Annotated in this window: 18 protein-coding genes and 5 pseudogenes; 9 read left to right on the top strand and 14 right to left on the bottom strand. The window is 28.6% G+C overall.

All coding sequences use genetic code 11. The features are described 5' to 3' along the window. A partial coding sequence (locus tag AJN70_RS05630) for a cache domain-containing protein (protein WP_222555531.1) occupies nt 1-1,106 on the bottom strand: 1,106 nt, incomplete at its 3' end. Nucleotides 1,107-1,329: 223 nt separating this feature from the next. Between AJN70_RS05630 and AJN70_RS05625 the strand changes: the two genes are divergently transcribed. The 4 genes from AJN70_RS05625 to AJN70_RS05610 all read left to right on the top strand — a co-directional run bounded on the left by AJN70_RS05625 (nt 1,330) and on the right by AJN70_RS05610 (nt 4,199). Further along, nucleotides 1,330-1,755, top strand: coding sequence for a MerR family transcriptional regulator (locus AJN70_RS05625; RefSeq protein WP_070295583.1), 426 nt, complete (start codon nt 1,330-1,332; stop codon nt 1,753-1,755). A gap of 126 nt (nt 1,756-1,881) precedes the next feature. Continuing rightward, the gene (locus AJN70_RS05620; RefSeq protein WP_070295582.1) at nt 1,882-2,859 is read left to right on the top strand and encodes an aldo/keto reductase; all 978 of its coding nucleotides are present in this window, start codon (nt 1,882-1,884) and stop codon (nt 2,857-2,859) included. Between the two features lie 58 nt (nt 2,860-2,917). Then, the gene (locus tag AJN70_RS05615; protein WP_070247970.1) at nt 2,918-3,337 is read left to right on the top strand and encodes a cupin domain-containing protein; all 420 of its coding nucleotides are present in this window, start codon (nt 2,918-2,920) and stop codon (nt 3,335-3,337) included. A gap of 106 nt (nt 3,338-3,443) precedes the next feature. Further along, nucleotides 3,444-4,199 carry a carboxymuconolactone decarboxylase family protein gene (locus AJN70_RS05610; RefSeq protein ID WP_070295581.1) on the top strand — a complete coding sequence of 252 codons (756 nt, stop codon included), beginning with the start codon at nt 3,444-3,446 and terminating at the stop codon, nt 4,197-4,199. 76 nt (nt 4,200-4,275) lie between these two features. On the opposite strand, the pseudogene AJN70_RS05605 reads toward AJN70_RS05610, so the two are convergent. The 7 genes and pseudogenes from AJN70_RS05605 to AJN70_RS05575 form a co-directional block, all read right to left on the bottom strand. Next, nucleotides 4,276-5,758, bottom strand: a pseudogene (locus AJN70_RS05605) (N-6 DNA methylase). Continuing rightward, the gene (locus tag AJN70_RS05600; RefSeq protein ID WP_070274642.1) at nt 5,758-6,828 is read right to left on the bottom strand and encodes a Fic family protein; all 1,071 of its coding nucleotides are present in this window, start codon (nt 6,826-6,828) and stop codon (nt 5,758-5,760) included. The pseudogene AJN70_RS05605 and the gene AJN70_RS05600 overlap by 1 nt, the downstream one beginning before the upstream one ends. Before the next feature lie 120 nt (nt 6,829-6,948). Continuing rightward, nucleotides 6,949-8,172 (bottom strand): restriction endonuclease subunit S, encoded by a 1,224-nt coding sequence (locus tag AJN70_RS05595; protein WP_251822601.1) that lies wholly within the window; start codon nt 8,170-8,172, stop codon nt 6,949-6,951. After that, the gene (locus tag AJN70_RS05590) at nt 8,162-8,818 is read right to left on the bottom strand and encodes an RloB family protein (RefSeq protein ID WP_070287193.1); all 657 of its coding nucleotides are present in this window, start codon (nt 8,816-8,818) and stop codon (nt 8,162-8,164) included. Before AJN70_RS05590 ends, AJN70_RS05595 begins: the two co-directional genes overlap by 11 nt. Continuing rightward, the gene (locus AJN70_RS05585; protein WP_070295580.1) at nt 8,808-10,097 is read right to left on the bottom strand and encodes an AAA family ATPase; all 1,290 of its coding nucleotides are present in this window, start codon (nt 10,095-10,097) and stop codon (nt 8,808-8,810) included. The genes AJN70_RS05590 and AJN70_RS05585 overlap by 11 nt, the downstream gene beginning before the upstream one ends. Nucleotides 10,098-10,175: 78 nt before the next feature. After that, entirely contained in the window at nt 10,176-12,479 is a 2,304-nt protein-coding gene (gene hsdR, locus AJN70_RS05580; protein WP_070274645.1) for an EcoAI/FtnUII family type I restriction enzme subunit R, read from the bottom strand. Between the two features lie 61 nt (nt 12,480-12,540). After that, the gene (locus AJN70_RS05575; protein WP_070274150.1) at nt 12,541-13,419 is read right to left on the bottom strand and encodes an aminoglycoside 6-adenylyltransferase; all 879 of its coding nucleotides are present in this window, start codon (nt 13,417-13,419) and stop codon (nt 12,541-12,543) included. A gap of 442 nt (nt 13,420-13,861) precedes the next feature. Between AJN70_RS05575 and AJN70_RS05570 the strand changes: the two genes are divergently transcribed. Further along, a complete protein-coding gene (locus AJN70_RS05570; RefSeq protein ID WP_053872489.1) occupies nt 13,862-14,938 on the top strand; it encodes an NAD(P)-dependent alcohol dehydrogenase in 1,077 nt (358 codons plus the stop codon). A 1-nt stretch (nt 14,939) separates the two neighbouring features. Here the strand turns inward: AJN70_RS05570 and AJN70_RS05565 are convergent, their stop codons facing one another. Both AJN70_RS05565 and rrpA read right to left on the bottom strand, forming a co-directional pair. After that, nucleotides 14,940-15,389 (bottom strand): lipocalin family protein, encoded by a 450-nt coding sequence (locus tag AJN70_RS05565; RefSeq protein ID WP_070278710.1) that lies wholly within the window; start codon nt 15,387-15,389, stop codon nt 14,940-14,942. Then, nucleotides 15,377-15,723 (bottom strand): annotated as a pseudogene (gene rrpA, locus AJN70_RS05560) (MarR family transcription factor RrpA). Before rrpA ends, AJN70_RS05565 begins: the two are co-directional and overlap by 13 nt. Nucleotides 15,724-15,822: 99 nt before the next feature. On the opposite strand from rrpA, the gene AJN70_RS05555 reads away from it, so the two are divergent. Further along, nucleotides 15,823-16,401 (top strand): NAD(P)H-dependent oxidoreductase, encoded by a 579-nt coding sequence (locus AJN70_RS05555; protein ID WP_002867872.1) that lies wholly within the window; start codon nt 15,823-15,825, stop codon nt 16,399-16,401. A 32-nt stretch (nt 16,402-16,433) separates the two neighbouring features. Next, nucleotides 16,434-17,330 (top strand): DMT family transporter, encoded by an 897-nt coding sequence (locus AJN70_RS05550; RefSeq protein WP_070278709.1) that lies wholly within the window; start codon nt 16,434-16,436, stop codon nt 17,328-17,330. On the opposite strand, the pseudogene AJN70_RS09485 reads toward AJN70_RS05550, so the two are convergent. The 4 genes and pseudogenes from AJN70_RS09485 to tupA all read right to left on the bottom strand — a co-directional run. Next, nucleotides 17,316-18,138: pseudogene (locus AJN70_RS09485) on the bottom strand (biotin-dependent carboxyltransferase family protein); the annotation flags it as partial. The gene AJN70_RS05550 and the pseudogene AJN70_RS09485 overlap by 15 nt on opposite strands. Further along, nucleotides 18,124-18,843 (bottom strand): annotated as a pseudogene (locus AJN70_RS09615) (5-oxoprolinase subunit B family protein); the annotation flags it as partial. The pseudogenes AJN70_RS09615 and AJN70_RS09485, both read right to left, overlap by 15 nt. Nucleotides 18,844-18,852: 9 nt before the next feature. Next, nucleotides 18,853-19,416 (bottom strand): annotated as a pseudogene (locus AJN70_RS05535) (5-oxoprolinase subunit PxpA). A 139-nt stretch (nt 19,417-19,555) separates the two neighbouring features. Further along, entirely contained in the window at nt 19,556-20,365 is an 810-nt protein-coding gene (gene tupA / locus AJN70_RS05530) for a tungstate ABC transporter substrate-binding protein TupA (protein ID WP_002862184.1), read from the bottom strand. 78 nt (nt 20,366-20,443) lie between these two features. Between tupA and tupB the strand changes: the two genes are divergently transcribed. Further along, nucleotides 20,444-21,130 (top strand): tungstate ABC transporter permease TupB, encoded by a 687-nt coding sequence (tupB, locus tag AJN70_RS05525; RefSeq protein WP_002871132.1) that lies wholly within the window; start codon nt 20,444-20,446, stop codon nt 21,128-21,130. Between the two features lies 1 nt (nt 21,131). Next, nucleotides 21,132-22,127: a tungstate ABC transporter ATP-binding protein TupC gene (gene tupC, locus AJN70_RS05520; RefSeq protein ID WP_044778913.1), complete on the top strand. Its 996-nt coding sequence runs from the start codon at nt 21,132-21,134 to the stop codon at nt 22,125-22,127. Nucleotides 22,128-22,250 lie beyond the last annotated feature (123 nt).

Here is a 22,250-nt window from a genome sequence, read left to right as displayed (position 1 = left end):
TTAACAGCTTGATTGTCTTGTTCTAAACCTTTTTTAGTAGCAAGGATGTTTTCGTTGATAGCACTTGAGATTTGTCCAAATTCATCATTGCTTTTTACTTCTATAGTAGAAACATTTTTTGTTTTATGGTTGATGAAGTCAAAGAATGAAGCCAAACCTGTTTGGATAGCTGCAAGTGGAGAGAGATATTTTGATACGATGAAATAAAGGAGGATGACGCTAAATACTACTACAATAATGACAACAATGGCTTGAATAAATGCAGCTTTATGAATAGGTTTATTTATAATATCAGCGCTTTCGGTAATACAAGCTGTATAAGCAAAGACTTTAGTACAAGTTCCAAGTCTTTCTTGTCCTTTTAATCCATAGGTAAAAAAGTTATAATCTCCATTAGCCTTATATGCATTTAAAACAGGAGAATGATCAATAGACGGATTTAATAATTCTTTATTGGTTGCAGCAAATATTTTATTTTCTTCATCAAATAAAAAAGTATTTCCAGGAGTTTTTGCAACTAAATTTTGTAAATCTTCAGATGGCATATCTATACCTAACACCCCAATAAATTTACCATCTTTATAAATAGCTTTAGAATATGTTATCACATATTGTTTTGTTGCAGTATCTAAATATGTTGGTGTAATAAAAACATTATTCGTTTTTAACGCTCCTTGATACCATTCTTTTGCTTTTATATCCAAATTATCATATAAATTAGGCATTATTTTTTTGTTATCATTAGCTTGTTCGCTGAGTAAAACTTTTCCATTTGCTAAACCTAAATAAGTATTTAATGCGTCTGTACTATGGCGATAATATTTCAATATTGGACCAACATTGTTAATAATATTTTCTTCGGTATTTAAAGATTGATAAGGTAAATTTATTATATCTTTTTCTAAATTCTCAGTAAAAGATATATTTGTTGACCTAAAATTTTCAACAGTAGATTGCGTAACTTTAAGCAGGTCAGTTTGATTTTTAAGAGTACTTTCATGTAGTGAGGTTTTTGTAAAATAAAAACTTACAATACCTAGAATAATTAAGGCAAAAATTGCAATTAAATTTGCAATAAGAGAAAGCTTAAATTTTATACTATTCATTTTTTTCCTTTATTTGTATTTATTTTTAAATTTAAAATTAAATCTAGTATTATTTTATCAAAAAATATAAAATATTTCTTGACTTTTATCTTGAAAATTTAAAAATTTAATTATATTAATTGAAAATTATATGTATTTTTCTAAAAAGTAGCATTAATATAAAATAATAAAATATTTAGTTAAAAATTGAATTGTATGAAATTTATACTTATAAAGGATTAGAATGGCTTATACGATCATAGAGGTAGAAAGAAAAACAGGAGTTTCTAGTAGAACACTTAGGTTTTGGCTAGATAAAGGTTTATTTCCCTTTGTGGAAAAAGATAAAAATGGAGTGCGTTATTTTAGTGAAAAAGATTTAGAATGGGTGATTTGGGTGGATTGTTATAAACAAATTGGCATGAGTATCGAGGATCTTAAAAGATATATTTTTTTATGTGCTAAAGGAAAGAGTACTGCAAAAGAGAGATTAGAGATTATTTTAAAATTAAAAGAAAAAACACTAAAAGATATGAAAAAATTGGAGAGTATTATAAAAAAACTTGATTTTAAAATAGATTATTATGAAAAAATGGTTATGGAAAATAAAGATGAGCTAAATCCTTTAAGTAAAGATTATATTAAACGGAAAAAACGAGTAAAAATTTAAAAATATTTAATTTTATTCTTGACTTACACCAGATGTTAGGTTTTATACTTTTGATTAACATGATAGAAAAATGTTTTAATAATTAAGAACTATTAGTTTTTAATAAAAAATAAAAAAAGGATAAAAATGCAAAGAAGAAAATTAAGAAATTTGGAAGTAAGTGTCTTAGGACTTGGTTGTATGGGAATGAGCTTTGGTTATGGAGAAACTAAAGATGAAAAAGAGATGATAACACTCATTCATAGGGCAAAGGATCTTGGTATTGATTTTTTTGATACAGCCGAAGTTTATGGTCCTTTTATTAATGAAGAATTAGTAGGTAAAGCAATAAAACCTTTTAGAAATGAAGTGGTATTAGCAACAAAATTTGGTGTCAGGATTGAGGGTGTTAAGCAAATTGTCGATAGTACACTTAGTAAAATCAGACAAAGTTTAGAAGGTAGTTTGAAGCGTTTGCAAACAGATTGTATAGATCTTTATTATCAACACAGAGTTGATACAAATGTTCCAGTTGAAGAAGTTGCTAATTTAATGGGTCAGTTTTATAAGGAAGGAAAAATTAAAGCTTGGGGTATGAGTGAAGCAGGAGTGCAAAGCATTAAAAAAGCTCATACAGTATTTCCGCTTAGTGCGGTTCAAAGTGAGTATTCTTTATGGTGGAGAGGACCAGAAAAAGAACTTTTAAAAGTTTTGGAAGAATTAAATATAGGTTTTGTTCCTTTTTCTCCTTTGGGAAAAGGATTTTTAGCAGGTAAATTTGATGCAAATTCTACTTTTGAAAATAATGACTTTAGATCACAAGTTCCACGTTTTAAAAGCGAGAATTTAAAAGCTAATTTGGATTTAGTTTATGCATTAGAAGATATAGCAAAAGCTAAAAATGCTACTTTAGCACAAATTGCTCTTGCTTGGGTTTTGGTGCAAAAAACATTTATTGTGCCTATTTTTGGAACAACAAATTTACGAAGGTTAGAAGAAAATATTAATGCTGTTAATACTCATTTTACTCAAGAAGAATTAAATCATTTAAAGAGTATTTTAGAAAAAATAATAATCAAAGGGGATCGGTATGCCGGTGAAGCAGCTCTTAGAGTTGGGAAATAAAAAGTTTGGTTTATTTCTTATTGTAATGGTTTTATGTAGTTTTGTTAAAGGAGTGTAAATGCAAGAACTTGAAAGTAAAGGAATTCATGGAAGTTTTAAAGGCGATAGTAAATTTTTTAGCAAAAATGTAAAAGTTTCTATGATGTTTAAATCAAATGAGTGGAGAAATTTTAGTGGGGCTTTGGTTGAATTTGAAGCCAGTGCTAGAAGTGCATGGCATACTCATCCTCAAGGACAAACCTTAATCGTAACAGAGGGCGAAATCATCACAAAAGTTCCAGGGCAAAAAGCCTTTATAGCTAAAAAAGGCGATGTGATAAGCTGTCCTATAGGAGTAAAGCATTTTCATGGTGCAACTAATACAAGTAGTGGAGCACACATAGCACTTACAGGCGAAAAAGAAGGTAAAAATGTAGAATGGCTTGAGCTTGTAAGCGATGAAGAATATGAAAATGCCTTAAAAGAAGCAAGAGAGTAAAGAAATTTGTAAATAAAACACAAAAATTTTATAAAAACTTTTATGTTTTTGGAGTATTTTAAATGCTCTTTTTTCACAAATTTTAAAAACCACAAAGGATAAAACCATGCAATTAAGACAAAAAGCAAGAGAAATTTTTGAAAAACTCTTAGGAGGAGCAAAAAAGGATCAACTTTTTGCAAGTGATAAAGAGTATTTTATCAATCATATAAATTTTACTTTTGATGAGAGCTTTATAAAAGCAAATTTGGATACACAAAAATATTTTTTAATCACTCTTGCTTCTACTTTAGCAGTAGGTGGAAAAATAGAGTTTAAAGCTTTACTTCAAGGTGTAATCAAGAACGATATAAGTCCTATTGTCATTAAAGAAGTGATTTATCAAGCTACGCCTTATGTGGGTTTTGCTAGAGTATGTGATTTTTTAAGCCTTTGCAATAAAGTGTTTAAAAAACTAAATATTGCCTTATCTTTGACTTCACAAGACACCACTACGCAAGAAAATCGCAAAATAAAAGGCAGGGAAATACAAAATGCTATTTTTAGTGAAGCCAATATCACTAAAATGATAGAAACTACACCAGAAGATAAAGCTTTTATAAATGATTTTTTGAGTGCGAATTGTTTTGGAGACTACTATACACGCATGGGACTTGATCTAAAAACTAGAGAGCTTTTAACCCTTGTATATCTTATCTCACTTGGTGGGCTAGACAATCAAGTAAAAGCTCACATACAAGGCAATCTTAACATGGGGCAAAGTAGAAAAGAGTTGCTAAATATCATTGCAGCTCTTATTCCTTATATCGGTTATCCAAGGGCTTTAAATGCTCTAAATTTGCTTGATGATATTAAAAAGTAGAATGCAAGCAATAAATATTTATTGTAAATTGAGCTTATAAGTTATTTGTAAATTAGTTTTATCAAAAAACTTGCAATCATTTTAGTATGCTTTTAAGCTCATTTAGATATTCTTGTTGTGTTTTTAGATTTTCTTCTAAAGAATTTAAAATCTCTTCACTAGTTCTTAGGATTTTTTCTTCTTTTACATTTGGATTTTTAGCACTTAAATCATAATTTCTTTCTTCAAGCTCTTTTTTGCTAACAAGCCAAGAATTAGCAGTGATTTTTCTTTCTTTGTAGCATTTTAGAAATTCTTTAAAATGTGCGTATTCTAAAGGCTTGTTTTTAGTAAGTTTATAAGGCGGTATAAGCTCGTAGTAATAAACTCCATCGCCTTCACAAATACATTTTTTACCTTTAGAGAAAAAAAGCACATTAGTCTTAACAGCACTATAAGGCAAAAATACCCCACTTGTCAAACTCAAAACGCATTCTAAATTAAAATCATCTAGTAAATCTTTTTTACACTCACAAAGGCATTTGAATTTTGAAAAAGCACACCTTCAGGCACGATGATCGCACATCTTCCGTTGTTTTTTAAAGATTTTAAAATGTGTTTAAAAACAAAAGTTCAGTAGCGTTTAATTTTATAGGAAAATTTTCTTGAATTTGTTCTTTTTCTTTACCTCCAAAAGGTGGATTTGCAAGTATTACTTCGTATTTTTCTTGTTCTGTTATATCTGTGATTTTTTTACTTAAAGTGTTTGTTTTTATGATATTTGGACTTGAAATTTCATGAAGTATCATATTCATAACGCCCATTGCGTAGCTAAGTGGAGTTTTTTCTTTACCAAAAAGAGCATCATTTTTTAAAAATTCAAGCTCTTCTACGCTTAAATTTGCTTTTTTGCCTTTGGTTCTGTCTTTATATAAAATATGTAAAAAACTCTCAACTAAAAATCCACAACTACCACAAGATGGATCATAAATTCTTTCTTTTGGTTTAGGATCTATTACTTCCACCATAGCCTTTATCAAAGGACGAGGGGTGTAAAATTCTCCACTATTTCCACCATCGCTACCCATATCTTTTAGAAGTTTTTCATAAACTTCACCTAAGGCAAATACTTCATCTTCTTTATTAAAACTAATCTCATCAATGATATTTATCACTTCTCTTAAAGTATGTCCATTTGCTATGCGGTTGTCTATAAACTCAAAAATTCCACCGATTTTATACTCTATACTTTTAAAATCATCATTATTTTTAAAATTTTTAAGATAAGGAAAAAGCTCTTTATTTACAAATTCAAGCAAATCTGATCCATTTAAAGCATTTTTTACATCAAGTTTGCCATCTTTTTTAGGCGCTGCCTAAATACTCCAGCTAAATTTTTCTTGCAAAATGCTTTTATAATCTTTGCCATCTAAAAACGCTAAATCTTTTAAATTTGTCTCATAATCATCTAAAAATTTTAAAAAAAGTATCCAGCTAATTTGCTCTGTATAGTGCATAGCACCGCTTATACCATCATCTCTTCTTAAAATATCTGTGATTTTATCTATTTTATTTTGCATTAAAAAATTCCTTTTTTGAAAAGTTTTAAAAGTTCTATATTAATATAATAATTATTTCTACCCATTTTAATACACTCTAATACCCCTAAATTTTCACAAATTTTAAGATATTTTGAAGCACTTTGTCTAGAAATATTTAATGTTTTTATTAAAAATTCTATCTTTGTATAAGGATGAGAAAACAAAAGTTCCACAAAATCTTTACTATAAAAATTCGTTTTATTTTGTAAAATTTCGCTTACATTTAGCATCATTTTTTCTATCTTAATAATAGTTTCAATAGTCTTTACAGCGGTTTGCTCTATGCCTTTAAGTATGTATTCTATCCATTCTAAAATATCCCCTTCATCACGCACTTTTTGCAAAAGCTTATAATACTCATCTTTATTTTTTACTATATAAGCACTAAGATATAAAATAGGAAAATCCAAAAGTCCTTTATATACTAAATAAAGTATATTTATAATCCTACCCGTTCTGCCATTGCCATCATAAAAAGGATGAATGCTTTCAAATTGATAATGTATAATTGCCATCTTTACCAAAAAATCAAATTCATCTAAACTATCATCGTTAATGTATAGTTCTAAATTTCCCATAAGTTCTTGTATATTATTAGGATTTTGGGGTGGTATGTGTTTGATTTCTCCTGTAATAGGATTTTTAAGCATAGTTCCACTTTGTTTTCTAAAACCTGCATTATTTCTTTCTAATCTTTTTTGAATTTCTAAAATATGTGCATTTCTTAATAACTGTTCTTTTTTTAATAACTCATATCCTTTTTTCAAAGCACTTTCATAATCTTTCACTTCTTTTGCTGCTCTTGTGAGTTTGTTTTCATCAACTCGTGATAAAAAAAGTTCATCATGTGTTGTGATGATATTTTCTATCTCACTCGAATCTTTTGCTTCTTGTAAAATCAAAGCATTGATTAAAATACTTGGATTTGGTATGCTTTTACTAAGTCCATTTAACTCTGCTAATTTTCTAGAAGCTTTAATGATAAGACTATAAATATTTGCATTTAATTCTATATTTAAAGGCAATTTTTGAGGTATAAATTCTTTCATAATTTTCCAATTATGTTAATTTTTTCTAAAAATTTTAACATTATAAAAAAATATGTTAAAAAAATCAAAAATTTTTAACATATCAAGCCAATGTGTTAAAATTTGGCAAATTTTTTAACATTATAATTCTCCCTTAAAAGCTTTATCAAGCAAGGATTGCTTAAGCTCTTCATAATCTTTTAGTTCTTTAGTGTAAAGCTCTTTTAAAGCCTTTGTCTTTTCAAAGATAAAATCTAAATGCTCTGCGATTTGCTCTTGCTCTTTGAGTGGGGGTAGGGGGATTTGTAGGGATTTAAATTTTGGTATAGTAAGTTGCGGAATACTAGAACCTTCACCTTTTGCTATAAAAAAATTCAAACAAAAATATAAATAATGTAAGCATAATATATTTTCACAAGGAATTAAAGAAATAAGCCTTACAATAGGAAAATAAGGTTCTTTTCTAATGCAAACAAAACCTATTGTTCCTCTAGCAGATATAGTTAAAGAAGGTTTTATAATGGTAGCTTTATCTGTATATCCAACTAAACCATTATTATTTACACCATTTGCATAAACAGGGATTTGATTTTTGGCAGTTTTACTTTCTGTGCAGTTTTTTGGCTTATCTCCACCCGCAGAAATATTTTCGCTAATCTCTTCTAAGCTTTTCCATTCCCAAGATTGTGGGAGTTTATAGTTTTCTTTAGCATTGTCTTTTAATGGATTGAAAGCTTTTTGCAAGGCGCTTTGCATTAACTCATCTAAATTTAGCAAATCTTGCTCTAAAATTTTAATACTCTTATCTATCTTTGCAAAACTCTCATCTAAAATTCCCACTATCCTTTCTTGCTCTTTGAGCGGCGGTAACGGAATTTCGATTTGTTTAAGAATTTTTACACTAGCTATATTTTTGATTGCTGAACCTAAGGTGGATTCTAAAATTTTCTCTTGCATTATTGGAGAATTAAAATAATAAATAAAATAGCTATTTAAGATTTTTATATTATTAAGCCTTATTTTTAAAAGTGCTTGATTTATAATCCCCATTTCTGTATCTTTGGGTAATTCTACTATTTTTCCCAAAGTTCCAGAACAGCTAATTAGTAGGTCGCCTTCTGTTGCCTTAAACGCTTCTAATTCTTGAAATTTTTCATGCGAAATAAAATATCTTTTCCAATGTGGATCATTGTTTATAGGATTATATTGTTCAAAAATTCTAATACCCTTTTCTATAAAAAAGCTTTTTTTTAAAGCACTTCCAAATGGCCCTCTTTTTATAGAGTATTTATCACTTGATAATATTTCACCAAGTGTTTCCATTTTCCAACCCTGCGGTAAATTTGTCATTATGTTATTTTGCATTGTTCAATTCTTGAAATTTAATCGCTAGTTTATCCATAAAGGTATATGAGCTTTCATAATTATTTTTTTCTGCTTCTTTATTTGCCTTTCGAGCATTTGTAATAGCTGTAATAAGATTTTGCTTTATAATATTTGTAAAATTATAATCCTTTTTATAATCTTTTATATATTTTTTTAAATCCTTATTAATTAATTCATTACAAGGGCTATTTGTACCAAATGGTTTTGTGGTGCATGTAAAATGCAAAAGTATCCAAAATTCAAAACAAGGATTTGAGATAATTGCTTCAAATTTAAAATTCTTATCTTCTTTTATATATTCTTTTATATATTTTTCACATTCTTTTTGTGCCTTTATGAAATTTGCGTGTGTATCTTTGTCAAATACACAATACACCTCATTATAATCAAATAGATCATTTTTCTTTTTGGCAAATTTAACCACTTGTAAAGGACTTGAGTTCTCGCTTGGAATAATATCTATTGTTATGTTATTCAATCTAAAAAAATTTTTTAATTGTTTTAGATAATTAATCTCTGTTTTTTCACCTTCGCATACTATAAGTATAGCTTCATATTCGTTTTTTCTTGTTTTTCTATCTCTTATTTTTGTTTTTCTTTTTTTGCGTAAATCATCAGTTCCCATTATCACTCCAAAATGATAATATTTCTTTAAAATAAGGCAAAGCTCCAAAACGCCCTAAAAGATAATCATTTTCTAAATTTGTTTTATCTTTTCTCACTTTAAAATCACTTAAAGGATAAAGTTTGGTTGCTTTATTTTGCTTTTCACAAAACCAAATTTGATCTCTTCTAAATACATCTTGATTTAAAATAGAAGTATCGTGAGTGGTAAAAATAAGTTGAGCATTTGATTTGTTTAAATCTTCATTATGAAAAAGATTTACTAAAAATTTTGTCATCAAAGGATGTAGGTGAGTATTTAGCTCATCAACTACAATAGTGTATCCTTGTTCTAAAGCTTCTACCCAAGGTCCAATCAATTTAAAAAATTTTTGCGTTCCTTGCGATTCTAACTCCAACATATCAAATAATATTTGTTTGCCTTGCTGATTTGTATGTATTGTTTTTATATCTGTTTTTTTTAATCTTGCACCTTTTTCTAAATCAGTTTGCATCATTTGTTTAATTTCTTGTGGAATATTTTCTTGCATTAAGTTTGTTTTATTTAATTCTGTTTCTTCAACAACAATATCTTCAATATCTAAATCAGCTCGTTTTAGATAAGATATAATTTTTTGTTTATCTTGTCGTAAAATATCAATCGTTACTTCTTGTCCATCATTCCAATTATCCGTACAAGTTACTCTAATATATTTTAGAAAAAAATCAAATACAGGTTTTAATTGCTCATTATTTAATTGAATAGCCACAGATAAAAACAAGGCATTATCTCTGGTGCTATTTTCCCATAGTTGTTTAGAACCTAGAAATTTAGCTCCAAAAGAATAATTATATTTTTCTTCTTTTTCATTGTAAATTCTTTCAAACCACTTTTGCGCTCTATTGCTTTCGCCAAAAACTAAAAGCCATTCTTCTAAAATTTTTTCAGAATTTAAAATAAAGCCATATTGATACTTTGTGTCATTTTGTATAAAAATAATTTCAAATTTTGTAGACTTATTATCTTCATTGCCTAATAAAAAAGGTATTATGGGTAATTTATCTCCTCTTTGCCCATTTGCACTTGAAATAACAATCTTTTTCATAATTGCTAAAGCTTTAATGATATTTGATTTCCCAGAAGCATTTGCTCCATAAAGTACACTGCTTTTTAATAATTTTAACTTTTTATCGTTATTGGTATGAGAAGTTAAAAAAGTATTATCACTACTTGCAACCATACTTAAAACTTGCTCATCTTGTATAGATAAAAAATTTTCCACTCTAAATTCTATTAACATTTTTCTTCCTAAAAATATATAAAATTCTATTTTAGATAATTATTTTAACAAAAAATCTCAAATTTAATCTTAAAAATATCATATAGCATAAATCTCTCTTTGTAAATCATCAAAACTTTGTTTTAGAATTTCTAAGCCACCAAATTCATCGGCCAATTCTCTTACATTGCCTAAAGAGCTAAGCTCTATAAGCGGTTTTAAGCCATCATCAAAGTCTTTTATGCCATATTCTTGATATCTATTTAGTAAAAATTCTATGAATTTTATGGCTTTTTCTTTTTGAAAGCGTTTTAAAAACTCACCATTTTCTACTTGTAAAACACGCTCTTGCCTTGTTTTTATCTCGGCATTAAAGCTTAAATGCGCTAAAACATCGTATATATCACAATCTTTTTGAAAAATTTCTCTTAGATCTTTTAAAGCATCTTCATCAACTCCATCATTTGCAAGGGCTTTTAAAAATCTTTCTCTATTTTTTTGATCACTCCAAATTTCACGCAATTTTGCTTCATCATCATAATACTCACCAAGCTTTCCTATCAAAAATTCCAAAAACTCCTTAGTGCTAAGTGGCTTACCTTGTGCTCCTACATAAGTAGTTGTGATATCTAAAACCTTAAGTTTTGTGCCTTTTAAGTGTATGGTTACGCTCTTTTTTTCTTTGCTTTCTTCTTTTGTTTGTTTTATATGTTCTTTAGTGATTTTTTCTTTTTCATCTTGCTCTTTTAATTCTTCTATTTTTTCACCATCCCATTTTGGATCATAAAAAAGCTTAGTCGCACCGACAAAATCAAGTATAGTAAAAAAGTCTTTGCCTTCATAAACCCTAGTGCCACGCCCGATAATTTGCTTAAATTCCACCATAGAACCTATATTTGCTAGCAATACTATATTTCGCACATTTTTTGCATCCACTCCAGTTGTGAGCATTTTAGAGCTAGTAAGTATGACAGGATAGCTTTTGTCATTATCTTGAAACAATTTTAGATAATCAAGCCCTATTTTACCTTCATCACTCGTAACTCTTACGCAATAATCATCTCTTTTAACGCTTTTATATTTATCTATAGCTCTTTTTACCTCGTTTGCATGAGCTTGATTTGCACAAAAAATTATAGTTTTATCCATGGGATTTATAAGCTCTAAAATTTTCTTAGCGATAAAGTCATTATAGTTTGGTAAAAAGATATTTCTTTCAAACTCACTTTGTTTATAAAAGCCTTTTTCAAGCTCACCTTGTATCAAATCATCAGGATTATAGGTATAACCATCACTCAAAGTTGTTTTTATGAGTTTGACTTTATAAGGGGTTAAAAATCCATCTTCAATACCACTTTTAAGACTATAATCATAAACACTCTCACCAAAATACTCATAAGTGTCTATGTTTTCTTCTTTTTTTGGAGTAGCGGTTAAACCAAGCTGAGTCGCATAAGAAAAATATTCAAGCACAGCTCTCCAGCTTCCTTCTTCGTTTGCTCCACCTCTGTGGCACTCATCTATGATGATAAGATCAAAAAAATCTTTTGGGTATTGAAGATAAAATTTGCTCTCTTGTTCTTCTTGGGTGTTTTCTTGTTCTTTTGAATTTGCGGCTAAGCTTTGATAAATTCCAAAGAAAACATTTGCATTTGTTATGATTTTTCCATCATTTTTCTTTATTTCTTCAGCACTAATTGCCTTGCAATCACTTTCTATAGGATTAAATTCTCCTAAGGCTTGATCTCTTAAGCTCACTCTATCGCATAAAAATAGTATTTTAGGCTTTTGATCTTTGTTTTCTTTATTCCATCTTGCCTCTAACAAACGATAGCACAAATTAAAAGCTATGGTTGTTTTTCCTGTGCCTGTAGCAAGAGTGAGTAAAATTCTATCTTTATTGTTTATAATAGCTTCTATGACTTTGTCTATGGCTATTTTTTGATAATACCTTAATTCTTTTTGCGGGATAAATAAGTCTTTTTGTGTAAGAAGTTTGTGTTGCCATTCTTTTAAATTCCCAAAAACACGCTCAAATAAAACTTGCGGACTAGCAAAATTTTGCACATACTCGCCCCTTGCATTTTGCATATCGTATTCATAAATCTTTTCTCCATTTGTGCAATACACAAAACGCACATCTAAATTTTTTGCATATTCTTGTGCTTGAGAAAGTCCATCAAGCGGGTCTTTGCTTAATTTCTTTGCTTCAATGATAGCTAGGTGTTTGTTTTGAAATTTAAGTAAATAATCAACGAATTTTCTTTGCCCTCTTTTGCCGCCTATGAGTTTTTTTCCTGCATTAAAATAGTATTCTCTTATTATGTTTTCTTCATTCCATAAAGCTAATTTTAATTTCTCATCTATAATTTTAACCCTTGTATCGTGCTCTGAAAAATTCATTTTTAACCCTAAATTAATTTTAAAATAATAATAACATATTTTAATTTGAATAACGGTTACTTTACAATTTTCTTAAAATTTTGCAATATTTTTTTACATTTTTTCGATAAGAAAAAAGCTTAAAGTCATTCTTTTTTGCTACAAATTTGGTGTTTTTGTGAAATAAATTTTCAAGCTTTTTTCTTGTTTTTTCAATTTGTTCAAGTGAAGTAGTATTAAAAGAATTTAAGATAATTTTTATTTCTTTTTGCTTTAAAAAGTTTAGAATATCAGTATTTTGTTTACCTAGCCAAATTTCAAAACCAAATTTAAGTCCGACTTTAAAACTAAGCATATCAAAAAGTGTTTCACGCATAGAATTTAACAAATAATTTGACATTATAAATTGTTTTCTTAAAAGAGCTTTTTCTAATTTTGTAAAAGTAAAATAAAACTCATTGCATATTTCATCAAAATCTTTTTCTGTTGGTTTCTTAATGCAAAAAACATTCTCATTTTGAGTTTTCTTAAATCTTTGATCTTTATCTATAAGCGCTTTGCTTAAAGGTTCAAATTTATAATAATGTTTCAATGATTTTAAGGGGATAAATTTAAAGTCTATTCTCACTCCATTTTTAAAAATCACCAAAAAACTCACCCAATTTTTAGGCAAATCAGCTTTATAGAATTCAAAGCTTTCAGGCGCTTGATAAAATAAAATTTTTCCAAAATTTTTAATAAATTTAGGTAATTTTGCTTTTTTGATATCTTTGCTTTTGTTTAGGTTTAATAATTTTCTCAAATTTTTAGATTTTAGAAAAAATGAAATATCATAATCTTGATATTTATCCTTTTTAGCTTTCTTATTTACTCTTGAACCTTCAAGTGTTATAAGACGAATTTGTTTATAAATAAAAGCAATATTTTTAATTTTTTCTAAAATTCTTTTTTTGCTTTGCATCTAAAAATTCCTTTTAAAAAAAATCTTAAAAGTTTTATATTTATATAATAATGATTTTTATCCATTTTGATATACTTTAAAAATATTAAATTTTTATAAATTTTTAATATTTTATTAAAAATTCTATCCTTGTTTAAGGATAAAAAAATAAAATCTCTAAGAAATCTTCGCTATAAAAATTTGTTTTATTTTATATATTCCATTCATTTAAATCGCCCCTTTATCACACAATTTCTTTATATTTAGAAGTAGCTTTGGTTGTATAAATTCTTTTATATTTTAAAATTTCTAAAGATTTTTAACATTATAAAAAAATACGTTAAAAAATCAAAAAAATTTTAACACATCAAGTATTTTTCTAATTTTTAAAAAATTATTTTCTCTCTTGACTTATAGCTACTCTAATGTTTTATAATTATAAAAAATCAAAAAAGGAGCAAAAATGCAATACAAAATTTTAGAAAACAATCGCATTGCAAGTAAAGGTTATGCAATGCTTAGCAAGGATGCGAAATTTACACCCTTTGAATTTAGCCGCCACGCTATTGGTGATAATGATATTTTGATTAAAATCCTATATGCAGGCATTTGTCATAGCGATATTCACACCGCAAGAAGCGAGTGGGGAGAAGCTACTTATCCTTGCGTGCCTGGGCATGAGATAGCAGGAGAAGTTATCGCTGTGGGTAAAAATGTGAGTAAATTTAAAGTAGGAGATTACGCAGGGGTTGGTTGTATGGTAAATTCATGTGGTGAGTGCGATGCTTGCAAACGCTCACAAGAGCAGTTTTGCGAAAATGGCAAAACCATCTTTACTTACAATAGTTGCGATGTATTTCATGGCAATGAAAACACTTATGGGGGCTACTCAAACAACATAGTTGTAAGTGAAAAATTTGCCATTTGTGTGCCAAAAAGTGCACCGATGGATAAGGTTGCACCTTTGCTTTGTGCGGGTATTACCACTTACTCGCCTTTAAAATTTTCTAAGATAAAAGAAGGCTCAAGCGTTGCTATAGCAGGCTTTGGCGGACTTGGTATGATGGCTGTAAAATACGCTGTTAAAATGGGTGCAAAGGTTAGCGTTTTTGCTAGAAATGAAAACAAAAAAGCCGATGCTTTGGCTATGGGTGTAAGCTCATTTTACACAAGCTGCGATAAAAACGCCGTAAAAGAACGCTTTGATTTAATCATCTCAACCATTCCAACGCCTTATAATCCTGCTGTTTATTTGGATTTACTTAAATTTGGTGGCGAAATGGCTATAGTTGGCTTACCTCCTGTGGAAGATAAGGTAAATATAGGCATAAACGAGCTTGTACATAAGGCAGGCAAAAAGGTTTATGGTTCGTTAATTGGCGGTATTGCTGAAACTCAAGAAATGCTTGATTTTTCTTTAAAACATGGAATTTATCCAGAAACCGAGCTTATTACCCCACAAGAAATCGATAAAGCTTATGAAAATCTAACCTCAGGAAAGGCTAAATTTCGCTATGTTATTGATATGACAAAAGAATAATTTAATACTTATCAAAAACTACATCGCTAATGTCAAATCCTCTTTGCTTAGCGATGTCTAAAAGCTCTTTTGTGCTTTTTTCATCTATTATATTTCTTGCTAAAATCCAAAGATATTTTTTATCAGGACTACCCACAATGGCAACTTTATACTCGCTATCAATAAAAATGATTTCATAATTTACTCTATTAAAAAGGTTCATAAAGATATTAAATCTCACTGCTAATTGTCTATTTGAAACGATTTTTGCCTTACCTTTTATGCTTGAAATTTCATTTTCTTTACTGCAAAAATTCTCAATCTCTACATAAGGAACACCATTTTTATATTTAAGCTCGTATTTTGCCTTTGAATTTAGGCAAGATTTTTGAAAAAAGGCGGGTTTTCTAGCCATTTCAAGCCATTCTCCCATATAATTTTGTAAAGAAAGTTCGCCAATTAATTCAAGCATTTTTTTCCTTTTTGTCTTTCTCGCCCCATTTGCACATAGCTTGTAAAATGGGAATTAAACTTTGTCCGCGTTTGGATAAGCTATATTCTACCTTGGGTGGAATTTGAGCGTATTCTTTTCTGATAATTAAACCATCATTTTCTAGTTCTCTTAAGGTATTGGTTAAAGTTTTAAAAGATATGGAGCTTAAAAAGCGTTTGAGTTCATTATAACGCACGATTTCATAGCGAAATAAGCAGTATAAAATACTCATTTTATATTTTCCATTAATTAATGCTAGAGTATAGTTAAATCCACATTCTTCGAAATTGCACTGAGAATTCTCTTTAGTCATTTAACATTCCTTTAGTATAGTATCTTACTTTATTTTCTGTATTGAAAATGATATTATGCTAAGTTATAATTGTATCATAAAATTTAAAAAAGGATAAAAATGAAAAATATACTCTTGCTTAATGGTGCTAAAGAATTTGGAAGTTCAAAAGGACAGCTTAATTTAACATTGCATAATCATGCTTTAGAAATTTTAAAAACATTAGGATACGAAGTAGATCAAACTCACATAGATCAAGGATATGATCCTAAAGAAGAGATACAAAAATTTATAAAAGCTGATGCTGTGATCTATCAAATGCCAGCTTGGTGGATGGGCGAGCCTTGGATAGTTAAAAAATATATCGATGAAGTGTTTGGTTTGGGTGCTGGAGTGCTTTTTAAAAATGATGGAAGAACTCATGAAAATCCTAGTAAAAACTACGGAAAAGGTGGTTTAGATCATGGTAAAAAATACATGTTTTCTCTCACTTGGAATGCACCTCTTGAAGCCTTTAATGATAAAAATGAATTTTTTGAAGGAAAGGGTGTAGATATGGTGTATTGGCATTTGCATAAGGCTCATGAATTTATAGGTATGAAAGCTTTACCAACTTTTATGTGTAATGATGTGGTAAAAAATCCTCAAGTGGAAAAATATCTAAACGAGTATGAACTACACTTGAAAAAAATTTTTTAAAAAATTTGACTTAAAAATTTCAAGGTGTAACATTGACTCGAACAAAGTATTTGTATATCTTGCTTGTTTTAGCTATGTTTTTATGGGGCTCATCTTGGCCTACTTCTAAGATTTTATCAGCTTATGCTGATACTTCTGTGATTACTTTTTGGCGTTTTTTCTTTGTTTTGCTAGGCTCTTTGATGGTATTAGGCTTTTTAAGAATTCCTTTAAGGCTTGAAAAATCTATTTTAAAATGGGTGCTGATAGCAGGAATTTTAAATGGGTTTTATACTTTTGTATTTTTTATTGCCATTAAGCATGGTTTAGCTGGAAAAGGCGGTGTTTTGGTTACAACTATGATTCCTATTTTTTCTTATTTTATATTTATGATAGCGATATTATTTCAAAAAGATAAAAAATCAACTCACAAGATCACAAAGAGTGAAATTTTAGGATTATTTTTAGGTTTATTATCTGGATTTTGTTTGTTAAATTTAGGGAGTTTAGAAGATTTATTTGGTAAATTTAATATTTTATTTTTAACTTGTTCTTTTATTTGGGCTTTGATAGCAGTGTTTAATCATAAAGCCAAAGGAGCTCACCCTTTGGCGATTAACTTTTATATTAATCTCATTTCTGTTTTAATGTTTTCTTGGGTATTGTTTGATGTAAAAAGTTATGAAATTTTTCATTTTGAATTTAAATTTTGGATCAGTATGTTTGTCGTTGCTTTTTTATCAACTATTATAGGTACTAGTATTTATTATTATGGGATTCACATTTTAGGGAGTGTTAAGGCAAATTCTTTTGTTTTAATCACTCCTGCTAGTGCTTTAATTTGCAGCTATTTTATACTAGATGAGGTGCCAAATGCACTTACCTTGTTAGGTTGTGCCTTGGCTATAGGTGCTATATATTTTATCAATATTTATGGCAAAAAAGCTTAGATCATTTTCTATAACCGTGGCTATTTTTGTATAGTCTCCTGTGCTTTGTCCTACTGCCATTAAAATGATAGGAATACCACTTTTTGGTACCTGTATGCTTCCAAAAACTGCAGGATCTGAAATAATATCTGTTGAGTTTTTATGCTCTATACTTTTGCTAGATTCTGTATAAATCACCATTCTATCACACTTTATAACTAGTATTTAAAAAAGCATCTATGCCTTTTTGAGTAAAAACATCTTTATTTGTTCCTAAAATAACGCGTATAATAGGATCTTTTGAGCTTTTAAAAATAGGATTTTCACATTCTCTAGCTTCTAAATTAAAAGGTATAAAAGTATTATGAGTATTTAAAATATCATCTTTTTGCAAAGCTCTTCCTTTAAAAATTCCAACTCTCATTTTAGCATCGCTGGATTTAGAGTTTAAAAAACTTTTTACTTCAAAGCTACCTGCTACGCATAAATACCCACGAAAACCTATTTTTGCTAAACCAAGTTCTAAAATATCGCCTTTATTTGCTTTATATACCTTGCAAGTTTTTATTTTTTGATTATTAAGCTTTGCCTCAAATTCAGCCCCACTTAAAACAAAATAATTCTCATCTAAAAATTTATATTTTCCACCCTTTAAATAAAGCTCAATTCCTGCTTCATCTTGTTTGTTTCCAAGTAAGATATTTGTCATTCTTAAGGCATCTTCATCCATAGCCCCACTTCTTGCTATGCCAAATTTAGCAAATTTTTTTCTACCAAAGTCTTGCAAACTCGAATTTATAAATGCTTCAATGATTTTATACTCATAAATTTCCTTTTGATAGATTTTTTAGCAACTTGCTCTTGGAACTCAAAAAATTCATCTTTTGAAATGGCTTTAAATTTTAAAAACATACCCGCTTTTAAAAGAGTGGAATTTTTTCATCTTCTTTATCAAAAAATTCCAAAGATGTTCTAGCAATGATTTACCAATCCCCTGGACTTGAAATAAGATAAACTCCTGTTTGTTTATTGGCTATACCTACACTTCCAGCTTCTATTTTTGCTCTAGGGCTTGAAAGGCGTGGGGTAAAAAGTTTTTTGTCTAAACCTCCAAGATAAGGAAAACCTGCCAAACCTAGCATAAAAACAAGATAGTAAGGCTTAGTGTGAAGAGATATAAGTTCTTCTTTTTAAATTTGATTGAAATTCTAAATCCAGTCCAAATTCTTCATCATAACAAAGTGGAACTTCTATACAAAGACTTGAGTTTTGCTCCGTAAGTTTAATATCCTTTTTAATTTTTTTCAAAAAATCAAGCAAAGAATTTAAAGAAAGTATACAAGGATTAAAGTATATAAGCAAGCTTGCATAAGTACTTATCAACTCATCAATACCATAAAATTTCACCTTCTTTTAGGGCTTTTTGTATCCTTTGTTTCGTGCTTAAAACATAAGCATTGATTTGAGGTGAAATTTCTTGTTTAATAAAAAGCAAAAGCAAAGCCTTGCTTCCACTAAAATGCACACTAAACATTGTTAAAACCTATATAAAATTTTCCAAAGCACAAATTTGAATTTGTTCTTTTTCTAAATTTTCTTTGATTTTTTTAACAAATTCTAAAGCTTTTACATTATCCCTATGAACGCAAATACTATCCGCTTTTAAATCAATTTCTTTGCCATTTATGCTTGTAACTTTGCCTTCTTTTATCATTTTTACAACGCGTTTATCGCTAAATTTTTATCAATAGCTGCTATATTATAAAGTGTGCCATAAGCTTTAAAATGCTGTATTTTCATACCTTTTGTCTTAGTAAAGCCAAAGCTCCTAGTTGATACAAGGCATGGTTTTTGACTTCTTCAAAGCTTATTTGCATATTGCGTCTTCCAAAACCCAAAAGATCAGGATAAGATGGGTGTGCTCCTATGCAAACACCATTTTGCTTGGCTAAATTTAAGGTCTTATCCATTACACAAGGATCACCCGCATGAAAGCCACAGGCGACATTTGCTGAGCTTACAAATTTTTAAAATTTTTTTCATCCATTCCCATTTTATAGGTGTCAAAACTTTCCTCTAAATCACTATTTAAATCTACTTTGAACATTATTTGACCTTGTATATTTAATTATTGATTTTATTGTATCTAAAGAAGAATTTTAAATAAGCTGAAAGTTTTGAAAAATAAATAAAAAAGTTACAATAAGTAAAAATAATATTTTAAGCAGGCTAAAACCTGCTTAATTTTAATCTTTCCTTGTTTTTGCATCAACTACGAATAAAGGTTTATAGAGCAGTTTAAATCCGCTAATAAAACTTAAAGTATCGTCACTTGTAAGCCAATTGATAAATTTTTTAGCTTCAGTATAATTAACATTTTTGCAATGTTTAGGATTTGTTGCTATAACAGAATAAAAATTTTTAAGGCTATCATTACCTTCATTTACAATGACTAAACTTGGATTTCCTTTTTCACTGGCTTCATATTTGATATAAGTGCCACGATCAGTTAAAATCACACCTTTTTTTTCTTCAGCGATTTTAATGCTTGCTAGCATACCTTGTCCACTTTGTTGATACCAGTTTTCTTTTTCAGGCACACCACCAAGATCTTTCCAAAGACTTTTTTCTTTATTATCAGTACCCGATTTATCGCCTCTTGAGATGAAAGTGAGTTTTTCATTTTTGATAAGTTCTAAACTTTCTTTTAAATTTTTGCCTTTAAATTTAGAAGCTATTGATTTATCCGCAATGATGATAAAATCATTATACATCACAGGGGTTCTATCCACGCCAAAACCTTTTTTTATAAATTCTTTTTCTGCTTTTGGAGAGTGTACAAAAAGTACATCAGCATTGCAATCTTCACCCATTTTTAAAGCCGCACCTGTTCCTACTGCAACCCATTTTAAGGTATTGCCGCTTTCTTGTTCATAAAGAGGCTTTAGAGCATCTAAAAGTCCTGTATTGTCAGTGCTTGTTGTGGTTGCCATTTTAAGTTCTGCTGCACTTGCACTTAAAGCTAAAGCAAGGGCTAAAGAAATGATTTTTTTCATTTTTTCTCCTTATAAATTTACATAAAAAAATATTTTAGCATAATTATGCTAAAATTACTTATTTTAAAAAGGATATTTTTGGATTATATTTTTGATGGTTTTAAACAAGCTTTATTTTTACTTTTTAATGCTGATGAAAGTGTAATTTCAGCTATAAAAACTACACTTTTAAGCTCAAGTATTTCTATAGTTTTAGCTTTGCTCATAGGTTTTCCTTTGGGATTTATCTTAGGCTTTTTTGATTTTAAATTTAAACGCTTTATAAAACTTATCATAGATACTAGCCTTTCTTTTCCAACAGTTGCGGTAGGACTTATACTTTATGCACTGATTTCAAGTCGAGGACCTTTGGGAGAATTTGGACTACTTTTTACTATAAAGGCTTTAATTTTAGGGCAGTTTATTTTAGCACTTCCTATAGTGATCGCACTTTTTTCAAATTTGATAGAAAATATGAATAAAAAACATTTTTTACTTATAAAATCTTTTCACTTAAGTCCTTTAAAACTTGTTTTAATGATGATTTATGAATTACGCTTTGCTTTGATTAGCGTCGTTGCACTAGCTTATGGACGCATTGTAGCAGAAGTAGGAGTAGCGATGATAGTGGGTGGAAATATTAAATACGACACTAGAACCATAACCACGGCTATTTCTCTTGAAACCAACAAAGGCGAATTTGCTAGTGGTATAGCTTTGGCTTTGGTTTTAATTCTCATTGCCTTTTGTTTAAATTTCATTACACACAAACTTAAAAGAACATAAAATGATAGAAATTTCTAATCTTTTTTTCAACTATCAAAACAAAGAAGTTTTAAAAATTAAAAATTTAAAACTTGATACAAGTAAAATTAGCATCTTAATGGGAACGAATGGAAGTGGAAAATCTACATTTTTAAGAATATTAAAATTTTTAGAAGGAGATTTTTCAAAAAATATTTCTTATTTTGGAAATTTTAAACTTAATAATAAACAAAAGCGTGAAATTTATTTGCTTTTTCCAGAGCCTATTTTGTTAAATCGTAGCGTAAGGGCAAATTTTTTATTTACTTTAAAAACTTATGGGATTAAAGAAGATATCGAAGAACGTATAAAAGAAAGTTTGATGTTTTTAAATTTAGATGAAAGTCTTTTAAGTAAATATCCTAATGAACTTTCATCAGGACAAAGTCAAAAAATAGCTTTTGCTATAGCTTTAAGCGTAAGAGCGAAGTATTATTTACTTGATGAACCGAGTGCTTTTTTGGATAAAAATACTACGCTTTTATTTAAAAAAGCTATTCTTAAAATGCACGAAAATTTCAATACAGGTTTTTTAATCGCAAGCCATGATAAACATTTTTTAGATTCTTTGGCTCAAAAAAAACTTTATTTACACAGTGGAGAAATTTTAGAATTTGAAAATACTAATGTTTTTGAGCTAGAAAATCAAGGTGTAAAATTTTGTAATTTTATAGATTTTAGTAATTGTAAAAAATATAAAGATTTTAAAAAACCTCCAAGTAAAATTGCGATTGATCCTTATAAAATTTCTTTTTTTAATTCTAAAAATATCCCAAAAAATAATTATGAGTTTATTTTAGAAAAATGTTATATTATAGCACTTAGAAGTAGGAAAAGTGATGTTTTTATAAGGGTAAGTTGTATGGATAAAATTTTAGAATTTGCTTTAGAAAAACAAGAATTTTTAAAATTCGATTTAAAATTATACAAAGAACTCAGTCTTTATTTTTATGAAGATGCAATATGTTTCTTAAATTAACATACATTATAAAATTTAAATAAAATATTACAAATATTCTCATTTTTTATAAAATTTATCTTAATTATTTTTTAAATTTGTATTTAATACAAATAAACTCTTATATAATGTTTAAAAATAATC

Source organism: Campylobacter sp. BCW_4341, from assembly GCF_001764255.1.
GTDB classification, from domain to species: Bacteria; Campylobacterota; Campylobacteria; order Campylobacterales; family Campylobacteraceae; genus Campylobacter_D; species Campylobacter_D jejuni.
Note: the sequence above shows the minus strand (reverse complement) of the source record. Positions and strands in the feature narration are given on the sequence as shown.

Bases quoted from the DNA above. Each gene is read 5' to 3' on its own strand.
- AJN70_RS05625 (WP_070295583.1), top strand. From the start codon at position 1,330: ATGGCTTATACGATCATAGAGGTAGAAAGAAAAACAGGAGTTTCTAGT.
- AJN70_RS05620 (WP_070295582.1), top strand. From the start codon at position 1,882: ATGCAAAGAAGAAAATTAAGAAATTTGGAAGTAAGTGTCTTAGGACTT.
- AJN70_RS05615 (WP_070247970.1), top strand. From the start codon at position 2,918: ATGCAAGAACTTGAAAGTAAAGGAATTCATGGAAGTTTTAAAGGCGAT.
- AJN70_RS05610 (WP_070295581.1), top strand. From the start codon at position 3,444: ATGCAATTAAGACAAAAAGCAAGAGAAATTTTTGAAAAACTCTTAGGA.
- AJN70_RS05600 (WP_070274642.1), bottom strand. From the start codon at position 6,828: ATGAAAGAATTTATACCTCAAAAATTGCCTTTAAATATAGAATTAAAT.
- AJN70_RS05595 (WP_251822601.1), bottom strand. From the start codon at position 8,172: ATGCAAAATAACATAATGACAAATTTACCGCAGGGTTGGAAAATGGAA.
- AJN70_RS05590 (WP_070287193.1), bottom strand. From the start codon at position 8,818: ATGGGAACTGATGATTTACGCAAAAAAAGAAAAACAAAAATAAGAGAT.
- AJN70_RS05585 (WP_070295580.1), bottom strand. From the start codon at position 10,097: ATGTTAATAGAATTTAGAGTGGAAAATTTTTTATCTATACAAGATGAG.
- hsdR (WP_070274645.1), bottom strand. From the start codon at position 12,479: ATGAATTTTTCAGAGCACGATACAAGGGTTAAAATTATAGATGAGAAA.
- AJN70_RS05575 (WP_070274150.1), bottom strand. From the start codon at position 13,419: ATGCAAAGCAAAAAAAGAATTTTAGAAAAAATTAAAAATATTGCTTTT.
- AJN70_RS05570 (WP_053872489.1), top strand. From the start codon at position 13,862: ATGCAATACAAAATTTTAGAAAACAATCGCATTGCAAGTAAAGGTTAT.
- AJN70_RS05565 (WP_070278710.1), bottom strand. From the start codon at position 15,389: ATGCTTGAATTAATTGGCGAACTTTCTTTACAAAATTATATGGGAGAA.
- AJN70_RS05555 (WP_002867872.1), top strand. From the start codon at position 15,823: ATGAAAAATATACTCTTGCTTAATGGTGCTAAAGAATTTGGAAGTTCA.
- tupA (WP_002862184.1), bottom strand. From the start codon at position 20,365: ATGAAAAAAATCATTTCTTTAGCCCTTGCTTTAGCTTTAAGTGCAAGT.
- tupC (WP_044778913.1), top strand. From the start codon at position 21,132: ATGATAGAAATTTCTAATCTTTTTTTCAACTATCAAAACAAAGAAGTT.